This is a genomic window from Alteromonas sp. MB-3u-76 (assembly GCF_002831605.1).
GTDB classification, from domain to species: Bacteria; Pseudomonadota; Gammaproteobacteria; order Enterobacterales; family Alteromonadaceae; genus Alteromonas; species Alteromonas hispanica.
The window spans coordinates 803,170-820,627 of sequence record NZ_CP025115.1 but is presented as its reverse complement, the minus strand read 5'-3'; the positions used below and the strand labels follow the sequence as shown (position 1 = coordinate 820,627).

Here is a 17,458-nt window from a genome sequence, read left to right as displayed (position 1 = left end):
CCGGTGAGAAAGTAATTTATGTTTTATATTGATTCTAGAATAACTGTGGCAACGGCATAGTGCTGCTCGTCTGAAATACTGATCACACTGTTTGAAATATGACGTAACTCACACTGCTTAGCAAACTCACCACTGAACGTTAACGCTGGCGCACCAAGGTCATTATTTTGAACTTCGATATGTTGCCAACTAATGCCATTGCCAATACCTGTGCCTAACGCTTTCACCGCCGCTTCTTTAGCCGCAAATCGCTTTGCAAGAAACCGGTTTGGCTGTTTATGCTGTTGAAATTGCTCTAGCTCGTTATCAGTTAAAATGCGCTTTGCGAGTCGTTGCATGGCTCCGTCATTTTTACCTAACCGCGCAATTTCAACGATATCTGTTCCTAGGCCTACAATAGCCATGATGAGCTCCCTCTTTTACGGACTCAAAGTGCTACCCCAAAAGCTAGCACTTTACACATTCTTTCTATAGCCCCGCTCTGGCTTCCAGCATAAGTTTACGCATATCGGCAACAGCAGTATGTAAGCCATCAAATGCAGCTCGAGCTATGATCGCGTGACCAATATTGAGCTCAATTAACTGCTTAATTGCCGCAATAGGTTTTACGTTGTGATAATGCAAACCGTGTCCAGCATTTACTTTTAGCCCTAAGCTGTCTGCGTACTCTATCCCTTCAACTAAGCGAGCGAGCTCTTCGGCTTGCTGCTTCTCGTTAGTAGCGTCCGCATACTGTCCAGTATGAATTTCAATATAAGGCGCTTTGCACGCTACCGTGGCATCAATTTGAGTTTTATCTGCATCGATAAACAACGACACCTGTATATCTGCAGCGGCTAGGCGCTCACAAGCAGCTTTCATTACATCAAGGTTTCCCGCAACGTCTAACCCACCTTCGGTGGTAAGCTCTTCACGCTTCTCTGGTACTAAACAGCAAAATACAGGCTTAACCTCTTCGGCAATAGCGAGCATCTCATCGGTTACCGCCATTTCTAAATTCAGGCGAGTATTAATAGTTTGAGCCAGAATACGAACGTCCCTATCTTTAATATGACGACGATCCTCTCGCAAGTGCACAGTTATACCATCTGCCCCAGCTCGCTCTGCAATGTCCGCGGCATGCACAGGATCTGGATAGTGTGTACCACGCGCATTTCTTAGTGTTGCAATATGGTCAATGTTGACGCCTAACAAAATTGAGCTCATAAACCCGCCTTATAAGTAAAATAATCAGATGGAGTGTATCAAATTTTTACGGCATGTGAGGTTGCTAACAGCTTGTGTTAAAGGAAAATAATTTCTTTTACCCGTGCTCTTTTCGACATGAACTTCGAACTGACAGCGGTTTTACGTCGCCAGTTTTTGCCGATTTAGTTAGCTATTTAGTCACAGCTGTAATTACCGCTTAGGTGAAATTCTACTGAACAACTCTCTACTTTTTAGCGGTTTATCACCAATAAGGGGGCGCAGTAAGTCACGACAAAGCACTTTGGCAACACGTTTACTCAAGGGTGTAAATTCACCATGCGCCAGTGCCAGTAACGCCTCGCCAGGGAAGCCTCGCAAATGAGTAATGTCTTCAGAAATAACCACAAATCCAACCTCTGGCTCGAAGTTATACAAGCGCCCTGCCTCGATAGGAAGCTCGTATTCAACGTCAAGGGTAAAATCGGGTAACAGGCCCATTTCATCAAGAAGCGCAAATTCAAATTGCCGCAGCGTAACCTCAACATCTACGGCATCACTCAGCGATGCCAGTGCTTGCTGGTAAGCATCAAACACTAAGTCGCTCGCCAACCCAGCGGGCATTATCCGATTGCATAGCTCATTGACATACATGGCACAAAACAAAGCCGTGCCGGGAAGAATAATGGAAGGCGCTGTACTTTCGACGTGACGCAAATTTTTAAGCTCTGACTTACCGCTTAGCTGCAGGCGCAATGCTTGAAAGGGTTGAAGCAGGCTTTTTTTATCTGACTTACTGTTTTTAACACCCTTTGCAACGGCGCTGACCCTGCCTTCTTCTAGGGTAAAAAAATCGACAATGTAACTGGTCTCTCTGTAAGGGCGACGGTGAAGCACATAAGCTGTAAGCCAGTCAGTATTCATTATTATTAGGCCTCGTTAGCTGCGCTTTATCCGAACCACCTTCATGGTTTCAAATTCGATACCAGCCACCTCTTCTATGTGCCGATAATAAGTAATATTCACTCTCGCACCAACAAGGCTTTGATATTTTTGTTTGCGTCGATAGATAAAGGGAACGTCTATACCTTCAAGCATTATGGTATGGCGCAACCACTCTCCGTCTTTCTCTTCGCGCTGCACGTGAGAAACAACTTTGGCATTGTCGGTCTGATTTAGCTGGCTGTGTTTTGCAATGAGCTTTTCTTTTTCGCTTTTCACCTGCTATTAATCCTTTACTTTAAAACCATATCGCAAAACGTTTTGGTGCAAATCATACCGCTTTTATCTGCTCAACAATTAACTGCACAGACTCTTGGCCCCTGAAAACATTAATATCAAGTCTATAGGCTAATTGAACACTTTTCACCATAGCGTCAGGCCACTTTTTGATATCTACATTAAATGCAATGGCATCAATCTCGTTACCATGAGCAGGCTTTACCACCATTTTAAGGTGTTTTTGCCCCACTATACGCTGATCAACGATTTCAAACTCGCCATCAAACAGTGGAGACTCAAAGCCTTGACCAAACGGTCCCGATTGACGCAGCAAATGAGCAAAGGACAGTGACAGCTCCTCACTACTTAAATCACCATCAGACAGTAATGCATGGGCGGTTTCCATTTTCGCCATGTGGGCCTTAGTCACCTCACTGAAAGCCTTTTCAAATTCAGCAAGCTTTTCCACACCAAGGCTCAAGCCCGCAGCCATGGCATGACCACCAAACTTATCAATAACGCCGGGGTAGCGGGTGTTTACCTCATCTAGAACATCGCGAATGTGTACGCCAGGAATAGAGCGTGCAGACCCTTTTATCACCTCATCATCTTGATGCGCAAAGGCAATGACAGGCTTTAAATATTTCTCTTTAAGTCGCCCCGCTACAATACCGATAACCCCCTGATGAAAATCGGCTCGATACACCACCAGCGCAGCAGGTATATCGCCCTCATCAATAGACATTTTTTCAAGCGCCTGTTCGGCTTGTTCTTTCATACCCGCTTCTATTTCTCGGCGCTCTTTATTAAGTGCATCAAGCTCTGCGGCTATCATGCGGGCTTGAATTTTGTCATCTTCCAATAAGCAAGCGATACCTTGGGACATATCATCAAGTCGTCCGGCAGCGTTAAGGCGAGGACCAACCACAAACCCTAAATCGGTGGATGTAAGATGGGCACATTCTCTATTCGCCACTTCAACTAGCGCCTTGATACCCGGTCTGCATTTTCCCGCTCGAATACGCTGCAACCCTTGATGAACCAAAATACGATTGTTTCTATCCAGCACTACCACATCGGCTACCGTGCCTACGGCCACAATGTCGAGTAGTGAGGCTAGATTCGGTGGTGGAATGGCCGTTTCCTGAAAATAGCCTCGCTGCTGTAGTTCTGCTTTAATCGCCAGCATGATATAGAAAGCAACGCCAACCCCGGCCACATTTTTAGAGGGGAAATTACAGCCAGGCTGGTTGGGATTGACAATAGCGTCGGCAATTGGAAGAGATTCACCAGGTAGATGGTGGTCGGTAACGACAACCTGCAAGCCCTGCGCTTTAGCATGCGCCACACCTTCAAGGCAAGAAATGCCATTATCGACAGTAACGATAACATCTGCCCCATTTTCTATTGCAACATCCACTATCGGCACGCTAAGCCCATACCCAAAGTCAAAACGATTTGGCACTAGATAATCAATGTTGTTGAAGCCCATTGCGCGCATAGAAAGCAGACATACCGCAATACTGGTTGCTCCATCTGCATCAAAATCGCCGACGATAATAATACGTTTATTTTGCTGTATGGCATTAGCAAGAAGAGATGCCGCTGCAGTCATCCCCTTTAGCTCATTGTAATGCAATAACCCCTTAAGACCATGCTCAAGTTCATCCGGGTGCTGAACATTTCGACCTCTATAAATTCTATCGATAACGGGGTGTAACTGTGAACTCAACATCGCACCGCTAACTTCGCGGCGCACAATAGGCAATATCATGAGGGACCGTTTTTTAATAAAAGGTTATGCTTAACGCGCAATTCTAACGCACTGGTCGAAATGGGTACAAGACGCGCGGCGCTCATTTCAGCAAGTCAGGGGGTGTCTGCTTAGGGCGTGAAGGGTGTGCATAAATTTACGCACACCCAATTATTTATATCATTCTCTATTGTTTAGGCTGAACGATAGAGTTTAATTACCCGGCTTGATTTAACACGTCAACAATTGCGTCTGCCGGCTGATAGCCAGGGATCACCGAGCCATCAGGTAAGATTATGTTTGGCGTTCCTCTTACCCCTAGCTTTTGACCTAACATGTACTGCTCCGCCACCTTGTTATTGCAAGATGCAGAGTCAACAGATTCACCAGCTTTAGCGTTAGTAAGTGCCCGCTGAGGGTTAGCAGCACACCACACCGAAACCATTTCTTCATAGTTTTCGCTGTTTAGGCCTGCACGAGGAAAAGCCAGGTAATTTACGGTGATACCCTTGTCATTCAACTCGCCAATTTCATTGTGCAGTTTACGGCAATAACCGCAAGAAATATCGGTAAACACTGAAATTACGTGTTTCTCGTTTTTAGCTTTAAACGTAATTGCTGAAGGCGCCATTTTTTTAACTCCTTCTAACCTTAACGCTGTCATGGCAACTTCGGTTTCGTTTCGCATGCCTTCATCGATATTTAAAACAACAGCTTGTAAAAGAAACTGGCCATCGTCGCTAATGTAGAAAAAACCGCGATCGGTAGAAACCTGCACCAAACCAGGTACCGGAGAATCGGCCACCGACTCAACCTCTAAGCCAAGCACCGTATTGAGCTTCTGTTGAATTGCAGCATCGTCTGCGGCATGGGTGAAACTGCTTACCATGAGTGCCGCTAAGGCAAAACTATTTGCTGCAATCTGTTTTACTACTTTCACTTTAAAATACTCCACATTGGCTAGCCAATTTTTCATTTAACGTTGCGCGTTTTACTCTTTACTTAGAAAGAGAGACCTGAGAAAACACGATTTCGTTTCATCTCTGAGGTAACTTTGTTTTTCAGCGCGGATGCAATGGTTGAAGACTAACATACACAAGAGAAGTTAAGGTAGGCATAGGCAACCGTTTGTCGCTACTTTTACCTCTTTTACAGTTTTTGCAGCTTTTACAAAAAAGATTAACCTCGAGGGTGGTGGCTATGGATGAGCGTTTGTAATCGCTCAGTCGCCACATGGGTATAAATTTGTGTTGTTGATAAATCACTGTGCCCCAATAGCATTTGTACTACCCTGAGATCTGCACCGTGATTTAACAAATGAGTTGCAAATGCATGGCGCAATGTGTGGGGCGATAGATGCTGCTCTATACCAGCTTTTACAGCATAATATTTAATGCGATGCCAAAATGTTTGTCTTGTCATCTTTTGCCCACGCCGGCTTAAAAACACCACATCCGATTGTTTATTTGCCAAAATTGGTCTTGCAGTTTTGATGTAGGTTATGAGCCACTCAATTGCTTCTTCACCTAGCGGTACTAGTCGCTCCTTATCACCCTTACCCACAACTCTTACTACACCTTGCTGCAAACTGATTTGATCCATGGTAAGCCCAATTAATTCGCTTACTCGAAGCCCAGTGGCATACAGCACTTCAAGCATGCTTTTATCACGACACTCGATGGGATCGTCAGTTATCGGTGCGGCCAACAAATCTTCTACCTGCTGCTCACTTAACGACGTCGGCAGTGCTTTTAACGTTTTAGGGTTAGAAAGTGTAGAAACCGGGCTATCTACTCTTATTTGTTTTGCAATCAGATAAACAAAAAACGACCGAATGGCGCTCAGCGCGCGTTGGGTACTTCTACTAGACAGCCCTTTTTCATAGCGGTATGCGAGGTAATCTTGCAATTGCTCAGTGGTTAAAATAGATAGGTCTTTTACGCCCTGATTATTGGCATAAATCGCCAACTTATTTAAATCGGTTCGGTAGCTTTGCTGCGTGTGCTCCGATAGCCCCTTCTCCAACCACAGCATCTCTATAAAACCGTCAATATGCGACTGACTTGCAGCTGGTACGTAAGTGAGTTCACGGGTTTTGTTGGTCATTTAAAAAAGCCACGACGCTGTTTAATTAACTCATACGCTGATTGAATATCTTGCGCCTTCTTTTTTGCTATCTCCATGGCTTGCTCTGGCAACCCTTTTGAAACTAGTTTATCAGGGTGATGCTCTGACATCCGTTTGCGATAAGCACGTTTAATCACTTTCTCATCATCGGATGCGTCAACACCGAGAATACGATAGGCATCGTCGAGGGTTTGCTGAGCAGAATAAGTCTGTTGCTGGCCTGAATGCTGGCGTTTGCGGTTACTGTTTGTCTGCCCTTGCTGACCTTGACGCTGACGAAAACGAATTTCGGCTTCATACATAGAGATTAAGTAGTCAAGGTCGCGACGCCTAAAACCTAGTGGCTTAGCCACTTTTTCTAAGACAGCATATTCTTCTTGCGACAATTGCCCGTCTGCAAATGCGGCTTGTATCAATATTTCTAAAAATACTTGCAGTATATCTCGTCTGCCATGACTGGCATCATAAAAGCCTTTAAGCATATCGTTGAGCGGAAAATCTCGTGCTTTGCCCTCTCTAAACGCATCTTGAGCCTCACTGCGGGCGTCGCCAGACAACCGCATATCGTCCATTAACGCAGTGGCAATCTGAATTTCTCTGTCAGTTACCTTCCCATCAGATTTGGCAAGGTGGCCTAACGCGCTAAAAAGACTATGAAAAAATATCGCCTGCTGCTTAAGAGAGTTCTTATCACTGAAAAACCGCCCAAAACCACCCATGTGATTAAAATCTTGGCTGTACGCTTTATCAAAGAAATGACCAACCACAAGCCCTAATATCGCACCGGGAATCTTTAAAAACATGAAACCGAAAAGGGCTCCGAGAACCTTACCCCAAAAAGACATTAAATTTTTCTCTCCCGTAATGCAGCGAATGCAAGCGCTTATACCCTCGCTACTGCTCTAATTTGTCACCGTACAGTGGAATAACTATACCAAAGACCTACACACATTGAAGTAGTAATGTTTCGAGCGTTCTCAAGCCTATTGAGGTCATAGCAGAGGTAAATGTCCAAATCAGCTCAAAATATCTACTATTTCGCTGTTTTTTTTGTCCAACGGTTGGTAATTGTTACAGAAGTGCTTAGAATTGACCGGTTGTCGTCAATATACAAATGTTGGTTGCCTCAAGCGCAGGCTCGTCGCGTTTTTTTAACATCTGCTGCCAACAGTTTTTAACAACACGACACCGAACTTAAAAAGACCTTTGGCGTCTTACACGGGGTTTAACGCATCATATTTTTTAACAGGCCGCCTTTTTACGCATGAAAAACACCTGCGCCTTGCTAGTTTGCGCGACACTTTTGCCTGTCGTCGCTTCCGCACAGGATACAACCGTATCTCAACCCGCTCCCGCTATAGAGCCAATGGCGTTTTGTGGTGTAGAGCCCGTGGCGTTCAGCAGCAAACAACTGATGCAAAAAGGCCACATAAAAGTTGAAGCTAACCGCACTGAGATTATTGAGAATAAAGTTGCCCTGTTTTCTGGCAACGTAGACATTACCTCAGACGCAGCAGTGATAAGTGCATCTCAAGCTCAAGTAAACAGCGGCGGTAAAGATTTAATAGCCAAAGGCGACGTTACCTATCAAGACGAATCCCTGAAAGTGCAAAGCGATACCGTTTCTTTGCGTTCTGAAGAAGAGCGTTTAGAGATGACAAACACAAAGTATCAACTCACTGGCTTTGTGGGACAAGGTGCTGCGAAAGATATCCTATTAGATACCAACACAGGTATTGTTCTAAATGAAGTAAGCTTTACCACTTGCCCACAAGGTAGCGAAGACTGGTTAATTAGGGCTAGTGAAATCAGTTTAGAAAAAGGCACTGCGTGGGGCCAAGCCAAACACACCCGTTTCTATATTGCTGATGTGCCTGTTTTTTATCTGCCGTATTTTGCATTTCCTGTAAGTAATGAACGTCAAACAGGATTACTTTTTCCCGAGCTAACCAGCTCGAGTAGAACTGGGGTCGACTATACTCAGCCATTTTATTGGAATATTGCCCCAAACTACGACATGACCATCTCACCAAGGTTAATGACTCGGCGAGGCTTACAACTCAATACCGAGTTTCGCTATTTAACCGAAAAAAGTGAGGGAATGGCTTATGTTGAATATCTTCCAAGCGACAGCGATATAAGCGGTAATCCAGACCGATATTTTTATCGTTTAGAGCATCAGGGCCTAATAGGCGAGAACTGGCTATTGAATATCGATTTCAATGGTCTAAGTGACGACAACTACCTTCTCGACCTTGGTTCAGACTATTACAGCCGCGCAGATACGCATTTATATCGCAGCGTGGGGTTAAGTTATTATTCTGAGAATTTGTCAGTCAATGTACAGGTAAAAGACTTCGAAGTACTAGGCGACACCGCAGATAGCTACCGAGCAGTACCTCAAATAAAGCTCAACTATAACACTGCGCTAGGGCGCTATTTTGAGTTCAGCATTGATTCAGAGCTAGCCCACTTTGACAACACGTTAACAACCGCCCCTACTGCCACTCGTTTTCACGTAGCGCCAACGCTCGCCTTGCCGCTACGTGCAGCATGGGGAGAAGTAGTAGCAGAGACAACACTATTTCAAACCGTTTACCGCCAGGACAATGTAGCGGGAACCGAGCTTGAAGAGGATGTCGAGCGTAGCCTAGGCCAAGCAAGACTTTACGGCGCTTTATACTTTGAAAGAGATACTTCGTGGTTTGATGACGAGCTTTCGATGACTTTTGAACCAAAGGTACAGTATTTATACACCTCTTATGAAGATCAAACCGCTATCGGTCTATACGATTCAACCGCACTACTTACAGATGTTGAAGGTCTTTTTCGGGGACAGGAATTTACCGGCCTTGACCGTATTAACGATAATAATCAAATCACTGTCGGCGCAACCACGCGAATGTTAGATAAAAACAATAGGGAACAATTTGTTCTAAGTGTGGGTCAGATATTTTATCTTGAAGATAATAAAGTAATAGCAGCAAATAAAGACCAAGATCGTTCAGCTTTAGCCGCCGAGTTAGATTGGCGTTTTGATCAAAACTGGTACTTTCACTCCGATGTACAAGTAACCACCGATACCGACAAGGTTGATTTAAGCAGTGTGGGCATCGAATATCGAAAAGATGCGTCTCGCTTTCTTCAACTCAGCCACCGGTATGTACGCAACTTAAGTGGTGAAACTATTGATCAAATAGGTCTATCGGCGAGTTGGCCTATCACTAAGAACTGGCAATGGGTTGGCAGAACTTATCGGGATCTTGAGAGAAATCGCAGTGTTGAAACCTATGCAGGCATTCAATACGAGTCTTGCTGTTGGGCAGTGCGTCTCGTAGCACAGCGAACGCTCAACAACCGATTCAACGATAGCGGCGAACAAACCACTGATGATTTCGATTCAGGGGTTTCACTACAGTTTATATTCAAAGGAATTGGCTCGATGGCGAGCCGAAGAAGCATGCTGGAAGACGGTATGTTTGGCTATCGACAGCCTTATAGTTTAAATTAACCCGTAATTACGCATACAAAAGTGTGTGTTAATGCAATTAACCAATAATAAAGAGTGTGTATGAAGTTCATTATCCGTGCATTGATGTTAGGTGCAATACTCTCATTTAGCAGTGTGGCACAAGAGGTCATGCTTGATCGCGTTGCCGTGATCGTAGACCAAGGGGTGATACTAGAAAGCGAAATTAACGCACTAGTAAAAGAAGTTAAGCGTAATGCTGAGGCGAATAATCAAGAGCTACCGTCAGATCGGGCGCTGAGAACGCAGGCTATTGAGCGTTTAATTACAAAAAATCTTCAGCTTCAAATGGCTGAGCGTATGGGTATTCAAATAAGTGACCCTCAACTAGAGCAAACCATTGGCAACATTGCTGCCAATCAAAACGCCACGATGGAGCAGCTTCGAGCTTCGCTTATTGCAGAAGGCATCTCCTACGACGACTATCGTGAAGATATCCGTGAAGAAATTATCATGGGCGAAGTAAGACGCGCCAATGTGCGCCGTCGTGTATACATCACCCCACAAGAAATTGACACTTTAATGGGCTTAATTGAACAGCAAGGTGCAGAACAAGCTGAATATCGTTTAGGCCACATTCTTATTGGTTTCCCTGCCGATCCAACAGATGAAGATATCCAGGCAGCTCGTGAAAGAGCAGATAAAGTTATCTCACTATTGGAGTCTGGCTCAGATTTCACCAAAATTGCTATCGCATCATCGTCGGGTAATGAAGCCCTTGAAGGTGGTGATATGGGCTGGCTAAACATCAACGCTATGCCTACACTTTTTGCCGAAGCGGTGCAAAATAAAGATGTCGACTCTCTAGTAGGCCCAATACGCAGTGGCGCTGGTTTTCATATTCTTAAAGTAATCGATACCCGCGGTATTGAAAAAGTGACGGTGCAAGAAGTGAAATCCCGTCATATTCTTGTTAAGCCTTCAATTATTTTAAGTGAAGACAAGGCAAAGGCCATGCTTGCTGGTTTTAAAGAGGATGTAAAAGCTGGCGAAGCTGACTTTGAAGAGTTGGCTAAAGAATATTCTGAAGATCCTGGCTCTGCACTTCGCGGTGGCGATCTTGGATGGTCTAACCCAGATAATTATGTGCCTGCATTTAAAGACGCATTAGCGCAGTTAGAACCAGGTGAGTTTAGTGAGCCGGTTCGCTCTGTGCACGGTTGGCACTTAATTCAGCTTATCGACCGCCGTGTGGATGATGCAACAGATAAACGCAAAGAAGAAAAAGCATACCAGCTGATCTTTAACAGGAAGTTTGCAGAAGAAACAGAAAACTGGCTTCGTGAAATGCGTGATGCAGCGTATGTTGAAGTTATTGAGTCCTAAAACTATAAGTCATTCATGAGCAGACCAATTAAAATAGCAGTAACGCCGGGAGAGCCGGCGGGCATCGGGCCAGATTTGATCATCAAACTGGCTCAGGAGGCATGGCAAGCGCAGCTTGTCGTGTTTGCCGACAGCGATATGCTAATGGCACGAGCCAAAGATTTAGACCTTCCGTTAACGCTTATTGACTACGACCCGGCTATTGAGGACATTCAAGCGCCGGGTTCACTGTTTATCAAACATATTAGTAAATCAGCAGATGTAGTGGCTGGAACCCTTGACAGTGAAAACGGGCTTTACGTAGTAGAGACACTTCGCGAAGCATGCCAAGCCAACATAGACGGTGACTTTGATGCTGTGGTAACCGGTCCAGTGCACAAGGGCATTATTAACCAAGCGGGCGTTTCATTTAGCGGCCACACAGAGTTTTTTGCCTATCAATCAAATACCATTGATGTTGTGATGTTACTGGCAACAGAGGGGCTAAATGTGGCGCTGGCTACCACGCATATTCCATTGGAATATGTTGCCAAGGCAATCACCGGCACACGCCTTCATAAAGTCATTCATATTATTCACACAGATTTGAAACTGAAATTTGGAATTAAAAAGCCAAGAATTTACGTTTGTGGGCTTAATCCCCACGCCGGAGAAGACGGCCATATTGGCACTGAAGAAATTAATACCATAACACCGGCACTCAATGAACTTCGTGAAGAAGGCCTCGATATTATTGGTCCCCTTCCTGCAGACACTATTTTTCAGCCTAAATATCTTGAAGATGCTGACGTAGTATTAGCCATGTATCACGATCAAGGCTTGCCTGTGTTAAAGTATAAAGGGTTCGGCGCATCGGTAAACATAACGTTAGGTTTACCTTTCATCCGTACGTCTGTTGACCACGGTACTGCTCTCGATTTAGCAGGAACAGGCAACGCAGACGCCGGCAGTTTCAGAAAAGCATTGGAAAAAGCCATTGAGCTTGCGCAGCATCAACAATGAGTAAAACACATTTAGGCCATACGGCACGAAAACGCTTTGGGCAAAACTTTCTACACGACGATTATGTCATCGGGAAAATTGTAGCGGCAATTGGGCCTAAAAGCGGACAGAACTTAGTAGAAATTGGTCCAGGTTTAGGCGCATTAACTGATCCAGTTTGCGATGAAGTTGACCGACTTACCGTAATTGAGCTAGACCGTGACCTAGCCAAACGACTTCGCCACCACCCGTTTAACGGTGAAAAACTCAACGTTATCGAACAAGACGCGATGACGATGGACTTCACTGCGCTTGCCAAAGAGATGCCCGATTGTGATGGCAAGCTTCGCGTTTTCGGAAACTTACCCTACAACATATCTACACCTTTGATGTTCCATCTATTTGATCACGCATCTAGCATTGAAGATATGCACTTTATGCTTCAAAAAGAAGTAGTGAACAGGCTTGCCGCGGGCCCTGGCTCAAAGAGCTATGGCAGACTTTCGGTAATGGCGCAATACTACTGCCACGTTATCCCAGTATTAAATGTGCCTCCTGGAGCATTTAAGCCACCTCCAAAAGTAGATTCGGCAGTAGTAAAACTCGTTCCCCATAGCGTTCCTCCTGTGCAGGTAGAGTCGTTAAGCACACTTGAAAGAGTATGCGCTCAGGCCTTTAATCAGCGCAGAAAAACAATTCGAAACTCTCTGAAAGATTGTTTGGATGAGGAAGAAATCAGTGCGCTTGGTCTCAACCCCAAGTGTCGAGCAGAGACACTTTCTTTGACTGATTTTGCTACTTTAGCCAATGCGGTCTCAAACAAAGAATATAACCAAGAGTCTTAGTTTCTTTCTATGCATGAATTAGACATTCAAGTGCGAGTGAAAACTCGCCACTTGCCCGAGCATCTACCCTCAGATTCAGAGCAATTCGCATTTGCTTATCATATTATTATCAAAAATGAGAGTAACGAGACCGTGCAGCTAATTAATCGCTACTGGCGAATTACTGATGCCAACGGAAAGACATCGGAAGTTCAAGGTGCCGGTGTCGTAGGAAAGCAGCCGATACTAAAAGCAAGTGAAAGTTTTGAGTACACCAGCGGTGCCGTCATTGACACGCCCGTTGGTAATATGGAAGGCTACTATGAAATGGAACGAGAGAATGGCGATCGATTCAAAGTACCTATTGACGTGTTTCGACTTGCTGTTCCCCATATACTTCACTAAAGGCCAATAATGTCTAAAGGCAACACCTATTTCATTGGGGACATACAAGGCTGTTATAGCGGCTTAAGACAAATTCTCGACAAAGTAAATTTTGACCCTGCGCAGGATAAACTCTATGCGGTGGGTGACTTAGTAGCGCGTGGTGAAGACTCATTAAGCACGCTGCGCTTTCTTAAGTCTCTTGGTAAAAGCTTCTCAAGCGTTCTTGGCAATCACGACCTTCATTTTTTGGCAACGCTTAACGGTATCCATAAACCCAAAAAAGCAGATAACCTAGAGCCGTTATTAAACGCAAATGATGTTCATGAGTTAGAGACTTGGTTACGCCAGTTTCCACTTGCCCTTCGACTAAACAAGAAAACCCTAATTGTGCATGCAGGCCTCTACCCCTTGTGGTCAATCAAAGATGTAGTGGCGTTAAGCGATGAAGTGTCGGACATTTTAAAAGGGCCAGACTACGTTGCGTTGTTAAACACTATGTATGGCAATACACCAGTAAAGTGGAATTCCAACCTCAGCGAAGAAGAACGACGCAGATTTACCGTCAATGCTTGCACACGAATGCGATTTGTATCGCAAGATGGTGAGCTTAACTTTGAAAACAAATCACACCCCGACAGCGCGACAGATGAAATAAAGCCTTGGTTTGAGGTAAGTAATAGTAAACTAAAACCCAAACACCGCGTTATTTTTGGTCATTGGGCTGCGCTTGCCGGAGAAACTGACTCATCACAGTTTATTGGCCTCGATACCGGATACGTTTGGGGGCAAACCCTTACCCTTCTCAACGACACCACCGGCGAGTTGATCACACTTTCTGCCTGAACATTGCGGGCCCCACTGGTATGACCAGAAAAATAAATTAATGTTTTCTCCAATACGGGTAAACATTAAGTAATTGTAGTCGATACATTTATTTGAAAGCGACGGGATAAAACCGAGATTAGAATGCACTGCGAGCTATTCTACCTCTGAAACAATGAGGTATATTTTGTGCGGTTTGCGAGGTAATATTGCAAGCTACTGACGGTTTATCTTGGCCGCTAAAAACGTACGTGAAGGCCAACAAATCCTAATATCGTGGAAATAAAAACTAAAACACTCATCCAGGAGTTCCGATGAAAATAACCGTAGCCACTCGCGTAATCGGTGGGTTTATAGCGATCAGTGCTCTTCTTGTCGTTGTTAGCGTTGTATCACTCATTAACCTTAATTCCATAGGTTCAGCAACAGAAGAAGTGAACGATGTCGCTTTGCCAAGTGTTGCAGGAAGTAACGCGCTAAAGGCCAGTTTCCTGAACATGGGCCGCCTTACCTTCGAAAGCTACATTGAAGAGGAACTGTCTGGTCTATCGGAAAAGCGCACGGCCTTTAATGCAGCGAAAGACTCATTCGACTCAGAATACAACCGGCTAGCGCAGGCCGTTAATAAAGATTCTGAGTTGAAAGGCTCACTTAACTCGGTTCGTGAAGCCTATGAGTCCTATACTCAAAACGTCGACAATATGTACGACAATCACAAACAATATCTAGATTTACGCAACACCATTGCAGACCGCCTTGGCGATGCCGAAGACAACGCTGACGATGCATCTACATACCTACTCGATTTTTCAGATTTAGAGTCTGTTCAGCGTATTCCTGAATTACGTCGAGCCTCTGAAATTGGTGGCGAACTGGAAACTTCATTATTGTCGCTGCTTACAGTGTCTTACGAATATATAAAAACGCAAACGCTGCAGCGCTCGCAAACCCTAGGTAACGAGGTTGACCTAGTAGTTGATAAAGTGGTTACTCAGCTAAGTGAAATGAATGATGCCGCAGATGGCAAAGACACTTCAGGTACGCTTAACGATATTAACGACTTAGTTAATGATGCAGTCAATGCAATTAAAGCAAGCGATGGCGTTATGCAATTACACGTTAACCGCCTAGAACGTAGAAATGATGCCGAGCGTGCACTCAATGCGTCTGATGCCAATATTAATCAGGGCATATTGGAATTAGGTCGCTTGCTTACGCTTGCAGATAAAAAAGCCAGTGACATTGAAACGCAAGTTAACTCTGCCATTACAACGGGTAATACCTTCGTTATCGTGGTTGTTCTGGCTTCTATTGCCGTTGCTGCTTTTATTGGCTATATCACTGTACGCGCCATTACCCTGCCATTACACAGAGTAAACGAGTTATTGACGGTAGCCTCTTCTGGAGACTTAACCCACCGCCTCGATGACTCGGCCGAAGACGAGTTTGGTCTTTTGGCGAGAAACTGCAATACGCTAATTGGAAGTCTTAAAGAGCTTATCACCGGTATTAATGTTCGCGCAGAACAATTAGCTGCAGCGTCGGAGCAAACCTCTGCGGTAACGGCGCAAACCACACACTCAATTCAAGATCAGAAGTCGCAGATTGGACAGGTCGCTACTGCCACTACCGAAATGCACTCAACGTCTCAGATGGTGGTACAAAACGCTGAAGATACCCTAAGTCAAATTCGTCATGCCGATAAAGAAGCTGAAAATGTTCGTCAAATCTCTCTTGAGAACAAGAACACGATTGAGATACTTGCCAAAGACGTTCAAGACGCAGCTGATGTTATCAACAAGCTACACCAGGACAGTGCAAGCATTGGTGGCATTCTAGATGTTATTCGCGGCGTAGCCGACCAAACCAACCTATTGGCGCTTAATGCCGCAATTGAGGCGGCACGAGCTGGAGAGCAAGGTAGAGGATTTGCCGTAGTTGCTGACGAAGTACGCACACTTGCAAGTAGAACACAGCAATCTACTCAGGAAATCAACGCCATGATCGAGGTGCTTCAAGCAGGAGCAGAACGTGCGGTCTCGGTAATGAATCAAGGTAAAGAACAAACCGCAGCTTGCGTATCGCAAACAGAAAAAGCCACGCAAGCGCTGGATATTATTTCTGATGCCGTACACAAAGCTCACGATGTAAGCTCTCAAATTGAGCAGTCTGCTCGCGAGCAAAACACAGTTTCTCAAGAGATCAGTCAGAAGTTAGAGACTATTGTAGGCATTGCTGAAGAGACAACTGCAGGAGCTCAACAAACGTCAGACTCTAGCCACGAAGTTGCAAGGCTTGCTGACGAGCTTCAACAATCAATACGTCAATTTAAGGTGTAGGTAAGCTAGCGCCGGCTAAATCTAAGATTTGGCTATCGCGTTTAAATTGACAAAAATGATGAAACGGCCCTTAGCGTTTGCGCAAGGGCCTTTTTTTATTTTCTAATTTTTTACTTTGTATTTTTAACTTTCTGGGCGTTAAATGACCAAATAATCGGGTAATAACGTAGTAATTTAAAATATAAAAATAGTGGTTAATGATGAAAATAGTCACAATGAGAGGTTCATTACTTCTTGTATTCACTTCAATATGCGGATTACTTATGACGAGCTTTTCTGCCGATGTTAATGCCAATGCCGATAAAGTCTATTACAAAGATAATGAGACCATTGCCTATGACACTGTTGCGTCTTTAAGCGACGATGTAGAAATTCGAAGCTATCCAACTGCATTGGCTGTTATGTCAAAAGGAAGCAGCGACAACGGAGCATTTAGGCTACTGTTTAACTATATTTCAGGAGAGAACAAAACCCAGAGTGAAATAGCAATGACTTCGCCCGTGGAAATGGGGAACAACTCAGCGCAAAGTGCTGAAATATCGATGACATCTCCTGTTGAGGTTACATCATCAAACACCATGATGTTTTTTCTTCCCAGCAAATACACGGCAGACAGCGCCCCAGTACCAACACATGCCAACGTGCAACTTGTTGAAGTTCCAGCGAGAAAAGTAGCCGTGATACGCTATTCAGGATTTAATAACGACGACAAACGTAATGCCTATACTGAAACGCTAATGAGCACATTGGAGGAAAATAATTACAAGGTTATCGGCAAGCCTAGCTATTTGGGCTACGACTCTCCCTTTACACTACCTTGGAATAAGCGGCACGAAGTCGTTATACCTGTGGAATAGCTATTTCCCGCAGACTCGTGTATTTCACTTAAATGGATGCGTGTTTTACATAAGAAAACGGCCAATTAAGAATGGCCGTTTTCGTTTATTTTAGAGGTCTGAGCGGT

The 17,458-nt window shown here is 44.5% G+C and carries 16 protein-coding genes; 8 read left to right on the top strand and 8 right to left on the bottom strand.

What is annotated here, in order from left to right; all coding sequences use genetic code 11:
• Nucleotides 1-23: 23 nt before the first annotated feature.
• From acpS to djlA, 8 genes are all read right to left on the bottom strand, one after another.
• Nucleotides 24-404, bottom strand: a complete 381-nt coding sequence (gene acpS / locus CW735_RS03645) for a holo-ACP synthase (RefSeq protein WP_071978685.1) — start codon at nt 402-404, stop codon at nt 24-26.
• A 64-nt stretch (nt 405-468) separates the two neighbouring features.
• Nucleotides 469-1,206: a pyridoxine 5'-phosphate synthase gene (pdxJ, locus tag CW735_RS03640; RefSeq protein ID WP_071978684.1), complete on the bottom strand. Its 738-nt coding sequence runs from the start codon at nt 1,204-1,206 to the stop codon at nt 469-471.
• Between the two features lie 192 nt (nt 1,207-1,398).
• Nucleotides 1,399-2,109, bottom strand: coding sequence for a DNA repair protein RecO (gene recO / locus CW735_RS03635; RefSeq protein WP_071978683.1), 711 nt, complete (start codon nt 2,107-2,109; stop codon nt 1,399-1,401).
• A gap of 15 nt (nt 2,110-2,124) precedes the next feature.
• On the bottom strand, nt 2,125-2,406 hold the full coding sequence (locus CW735_RS03630) for a hypothetical protein (RefSeq protein ID WP_071978682.1): 282 nt from the start codon (nt 2,404-2,406) through the stop codon (nt 2,125-2,127).
• Between the two features lie 52 nt (nt 2,407-2,458).
• On the bottom strand, nt 2,459-4,180 hold the full coding sequence (gene recJ, locus CW735_RS03625) for a single-stranded-DNA-specific exonuclease RecJ (RefSeq protein WP_083595190.1): 1,722 nt from the start codon (nt 4,178-4,180) through the stop codon (nt 2,459-2,461).
• Nucleotides 4,181-4,376: 196 nt separating this feature from the next.
• Complete coding sequence (dsbC, locus tag CW735_RS03620; protein ID WP_083595189.1) at nt 4,377-5,135, bottom strand: bifunctional protein-disulfide isomerase/oxidoreductase DsbC; 759 nt, start codon at nt 5,133-5,135, stop codon at nt 4,377-4,379.
• A gap of 203 nt (nt 5,136-5,338) precedes the next feature.
• Complete coding sequence (gene xerD, locus CW735_RS03615; RefSeq protein ID WP_100970948.1) at nt 5,339-6,265, bottom strand: site-specific tyrosine recombinase XerD; 927 nt, start codon at nt 6,263-6,265, stop codon at nt 5,339-5,341.
• Complete coding sequence (gene djlA, locus CW735_RS03610) at nt 6,262-7,131, bottom strand: co-chaperone DjlA (protein ID WP_100970947.1); 870 nt, start codon at nt 7,129-7,131, stop codon at nt 6,262-6,264. Before djlA ends, xerD begins: the two co-directional genes overlap by 4 nt.
• Nucleotides 7,132-7,550: 419 nt before the next feature.
• Between djlA and CW735_RS03605 the strand changes: the two genes are divergently transcribed.
• From CW735_RS03605 to CW735_RS03570, 8 genes are all read left to right on the top strand, one after another.
• Nucleotides 7,551-9,797 carry an LPS-assembly protein LptD gene (locus CW735_RS03605; RefSeq protein WP_100970946.1) on the top strand — a complete coding sequence of 749 codons (2,247 nt, stop codon included), beginning with the start codon at nt 7,551-7,553 and terminating at the stop codon, nt 9,795-9,797.
• A 60-nt stretch (nt 9,798-9,857) separates the two neighbouring features.
• The gene (surA, locus tag CW735_RS03600; protein ID WP_100970945.1) at nt 9,858-11,141 is read left to right on the top strand and encodes a peptidylprolyl isomerase SurA; all 1,284 of its coding nucleotides are present in this window, start codon (nt 9,858-9,860) and stop codon (nt 11,139-11,141) included.
• 15 nt (nt 11,142-11,156) lie between these two features.
• Nucleotides 11,157-12,143 (top strand): 4-hydroxythreonine-4-phosphate dehydrogenase PdxA, encoded by a 987-nt coding sequence (gene pdxA / locus CW735_RS03595; RefSeq protein WP_071978677.1) that lies wholly within the window; start codon nt 11,157-11,159, stop codon nt 12,141-12,143.
• Nucleotides 12,140-12,967: a 16S rRNA (adenine(1518)-N(6)/adenine(1519)-N(6))-dimethyltransferase RsmA gene (gene rsmA, locus CW735_RS03590; protein WP_100970944.1), complete on the top strand. Its 828-nt coding sequence runs from the start codon at nt 12,140-12,142 to the stop codon at nt 12,965-12,967. Before pdxA ends, rsmA begins: the two co-directional genes overlap by 4 nt.
• A 9-nt stretch (nt 12,968-12,976) precedes the next feature.
• A complete protein-coding gene (gene apaG / locus CW735_RS03585) occupies nt 12,977-13,351 on the top strand; it encodes a Co2+/Mg2+ efflux protein ApaG (RefSeq protein WP_071978675.1) in 375 nt (124 codons plus the stop codon).
• A gap of 9 nt (nt 13,352-13,360) precedes the next feature.
• Nucleotides 13,361-14,176, top strand: coding sequence for a symmetrical bis(5'-nucleosyl)-tetraphosphatase (locus tag CW735_RS03580; RefSeq protein ID WP_071978674.1), 816 nt, complete (start codon nt 13,361-13,363; stop codon nt 14,174-14,176).
• A gap of 293 nt (nt 14,177-14,469) precedes the next feature.
• On the top strand, nt 14,470-16,494 hold the full coding sequence (locus CW735_RS03575; RefSeq protein WP_071978673.1) for a methyl-accepting chemotaxis protein: 2,025 nt from the start codon (nt 14,470-14,472) through the stop codon (nt 16,492-16,494).
• 197 nt (nt 16,495-16,691) lie between these two features.
• Complete coding sequence (locus CW735_RS03570) at nt 16,692-17,351, top strand: SOUL family heme-binding protein (protein WP_232368355.1); 660 nt, start codon at nt 16,692-16,694, stop codon at nt 17,349-17,351.
• The last annotated feature ends 107 nt before the right edge of the window (nt 17,352-17,458 follow it).

What these genes read in the sequence shown, in the direction of transcription:
- rsmA (WP_100970944.1), top strand. Translation starts at nt 12,140, where the DNA reads ATGAGTAAAACACATTTAGGCCATACGGCACGAAAACGCTTTGGGCAA.
- dsbC (WP_083595189.1), bottom strand. Translation starts at nt 5,135, where the DNA reads ATGAAAAATTGGCTAGCCAATGTGGAGTATTTTAAAGTGAAAGTAGTA.
- djlA (WP_100970947.1), bottom strand. Translation starts at nt 7,131, where the DNA reads ATGTCTTTTTGGGGTAAGGTTCTCGGAGCCCTTTTCGGTTTCATGTTT.
- acpS (WP_071978685.1), bottom strand. Translation starts at nt 404, where the DNA reads ATGGCTATTGTAGGCCTAGGAACAGATATCGTTGAAATTGCGCGGTTA.
- recO (WP_071978683.1), bottom strand. Translation starts at nt 2,109, where the DNA reads ATGAATACTGACTGGCTTACAGCTTATGTGCTTCACCGTCGCCCTTAC.
- CW735_RS03605 (WP_100970946.1), top strand. Translation starts at nt 7,551, where the DNA reads ATGAAAAACACCTGCGCCTTGCTAGTTTGCGCGACACTTTTGCCTGTC.
- surA (WP_100970945.1), top strand. Translation starts at nt 9,858, where the DNA reads ATGAAGTTCATTATCCGTGCATTGATGTTAGGTGCAATACTCTCATTT.
- xerD (WP_100970948.1), bottom strand. Translation starts at nt 6,265, where the DNA reads ATGACCAACAAAACCCGTGAACTCACTTACGTACCAGCTGCAAGTCAG.
- CW735_RS03570 (WP_232368355.1), top strand. Translation starts at nt 16,692, where the DNA reads ATGATGAAAATAGTCACAATGAGAGGTTCATTACTTCTTGTATTCACT.
- recJ (WP_083595190.1), bottom strand. Translation starts at nt 4,180, where the DNA reads ATGATATTGCCTATTGTGCGCCGCGAAGTTAGCGGTGCGATGTTGAGT.
- pdxA (WP_071978677.1), top strand. Translation starts at nt 11,157, where the DNA reads ATGAGCAGACCAATTAAAATAGCAGTAACGCCGGGAGAGCCGGCGGGC.
- CW735_RS03575 (WP_071978673.1), top strand. Translation starts at nt 14,470, where the DNA reads ATGAAAATAACCGTAGCCACTCGCGTAATCGGTGGGTTTATAGCGATC.
- apaG (WP_071978675.1), top strand. Translation starts at nt 12,977, where the DNA reads ATGCATGAATTAGACATTCAAGTGCGAGTGAAAACTCGCCACTTGCCC.
- CW735_RS03580 (WP_071978674.1), top strand. Translation starts at nt 13,361, where the DNA reads ATGTCTAAAGGCAACACCTATTTCATTGGGGACATACAAGGCTGTTAT.
- pdxJ (WP_071978684.1), bottom strand. Translation starts at nt 1,206, where the DNA reads ATGAGCTCAATTTTGTTAGGCGTCAACATTGACCATATTGCAACACTA.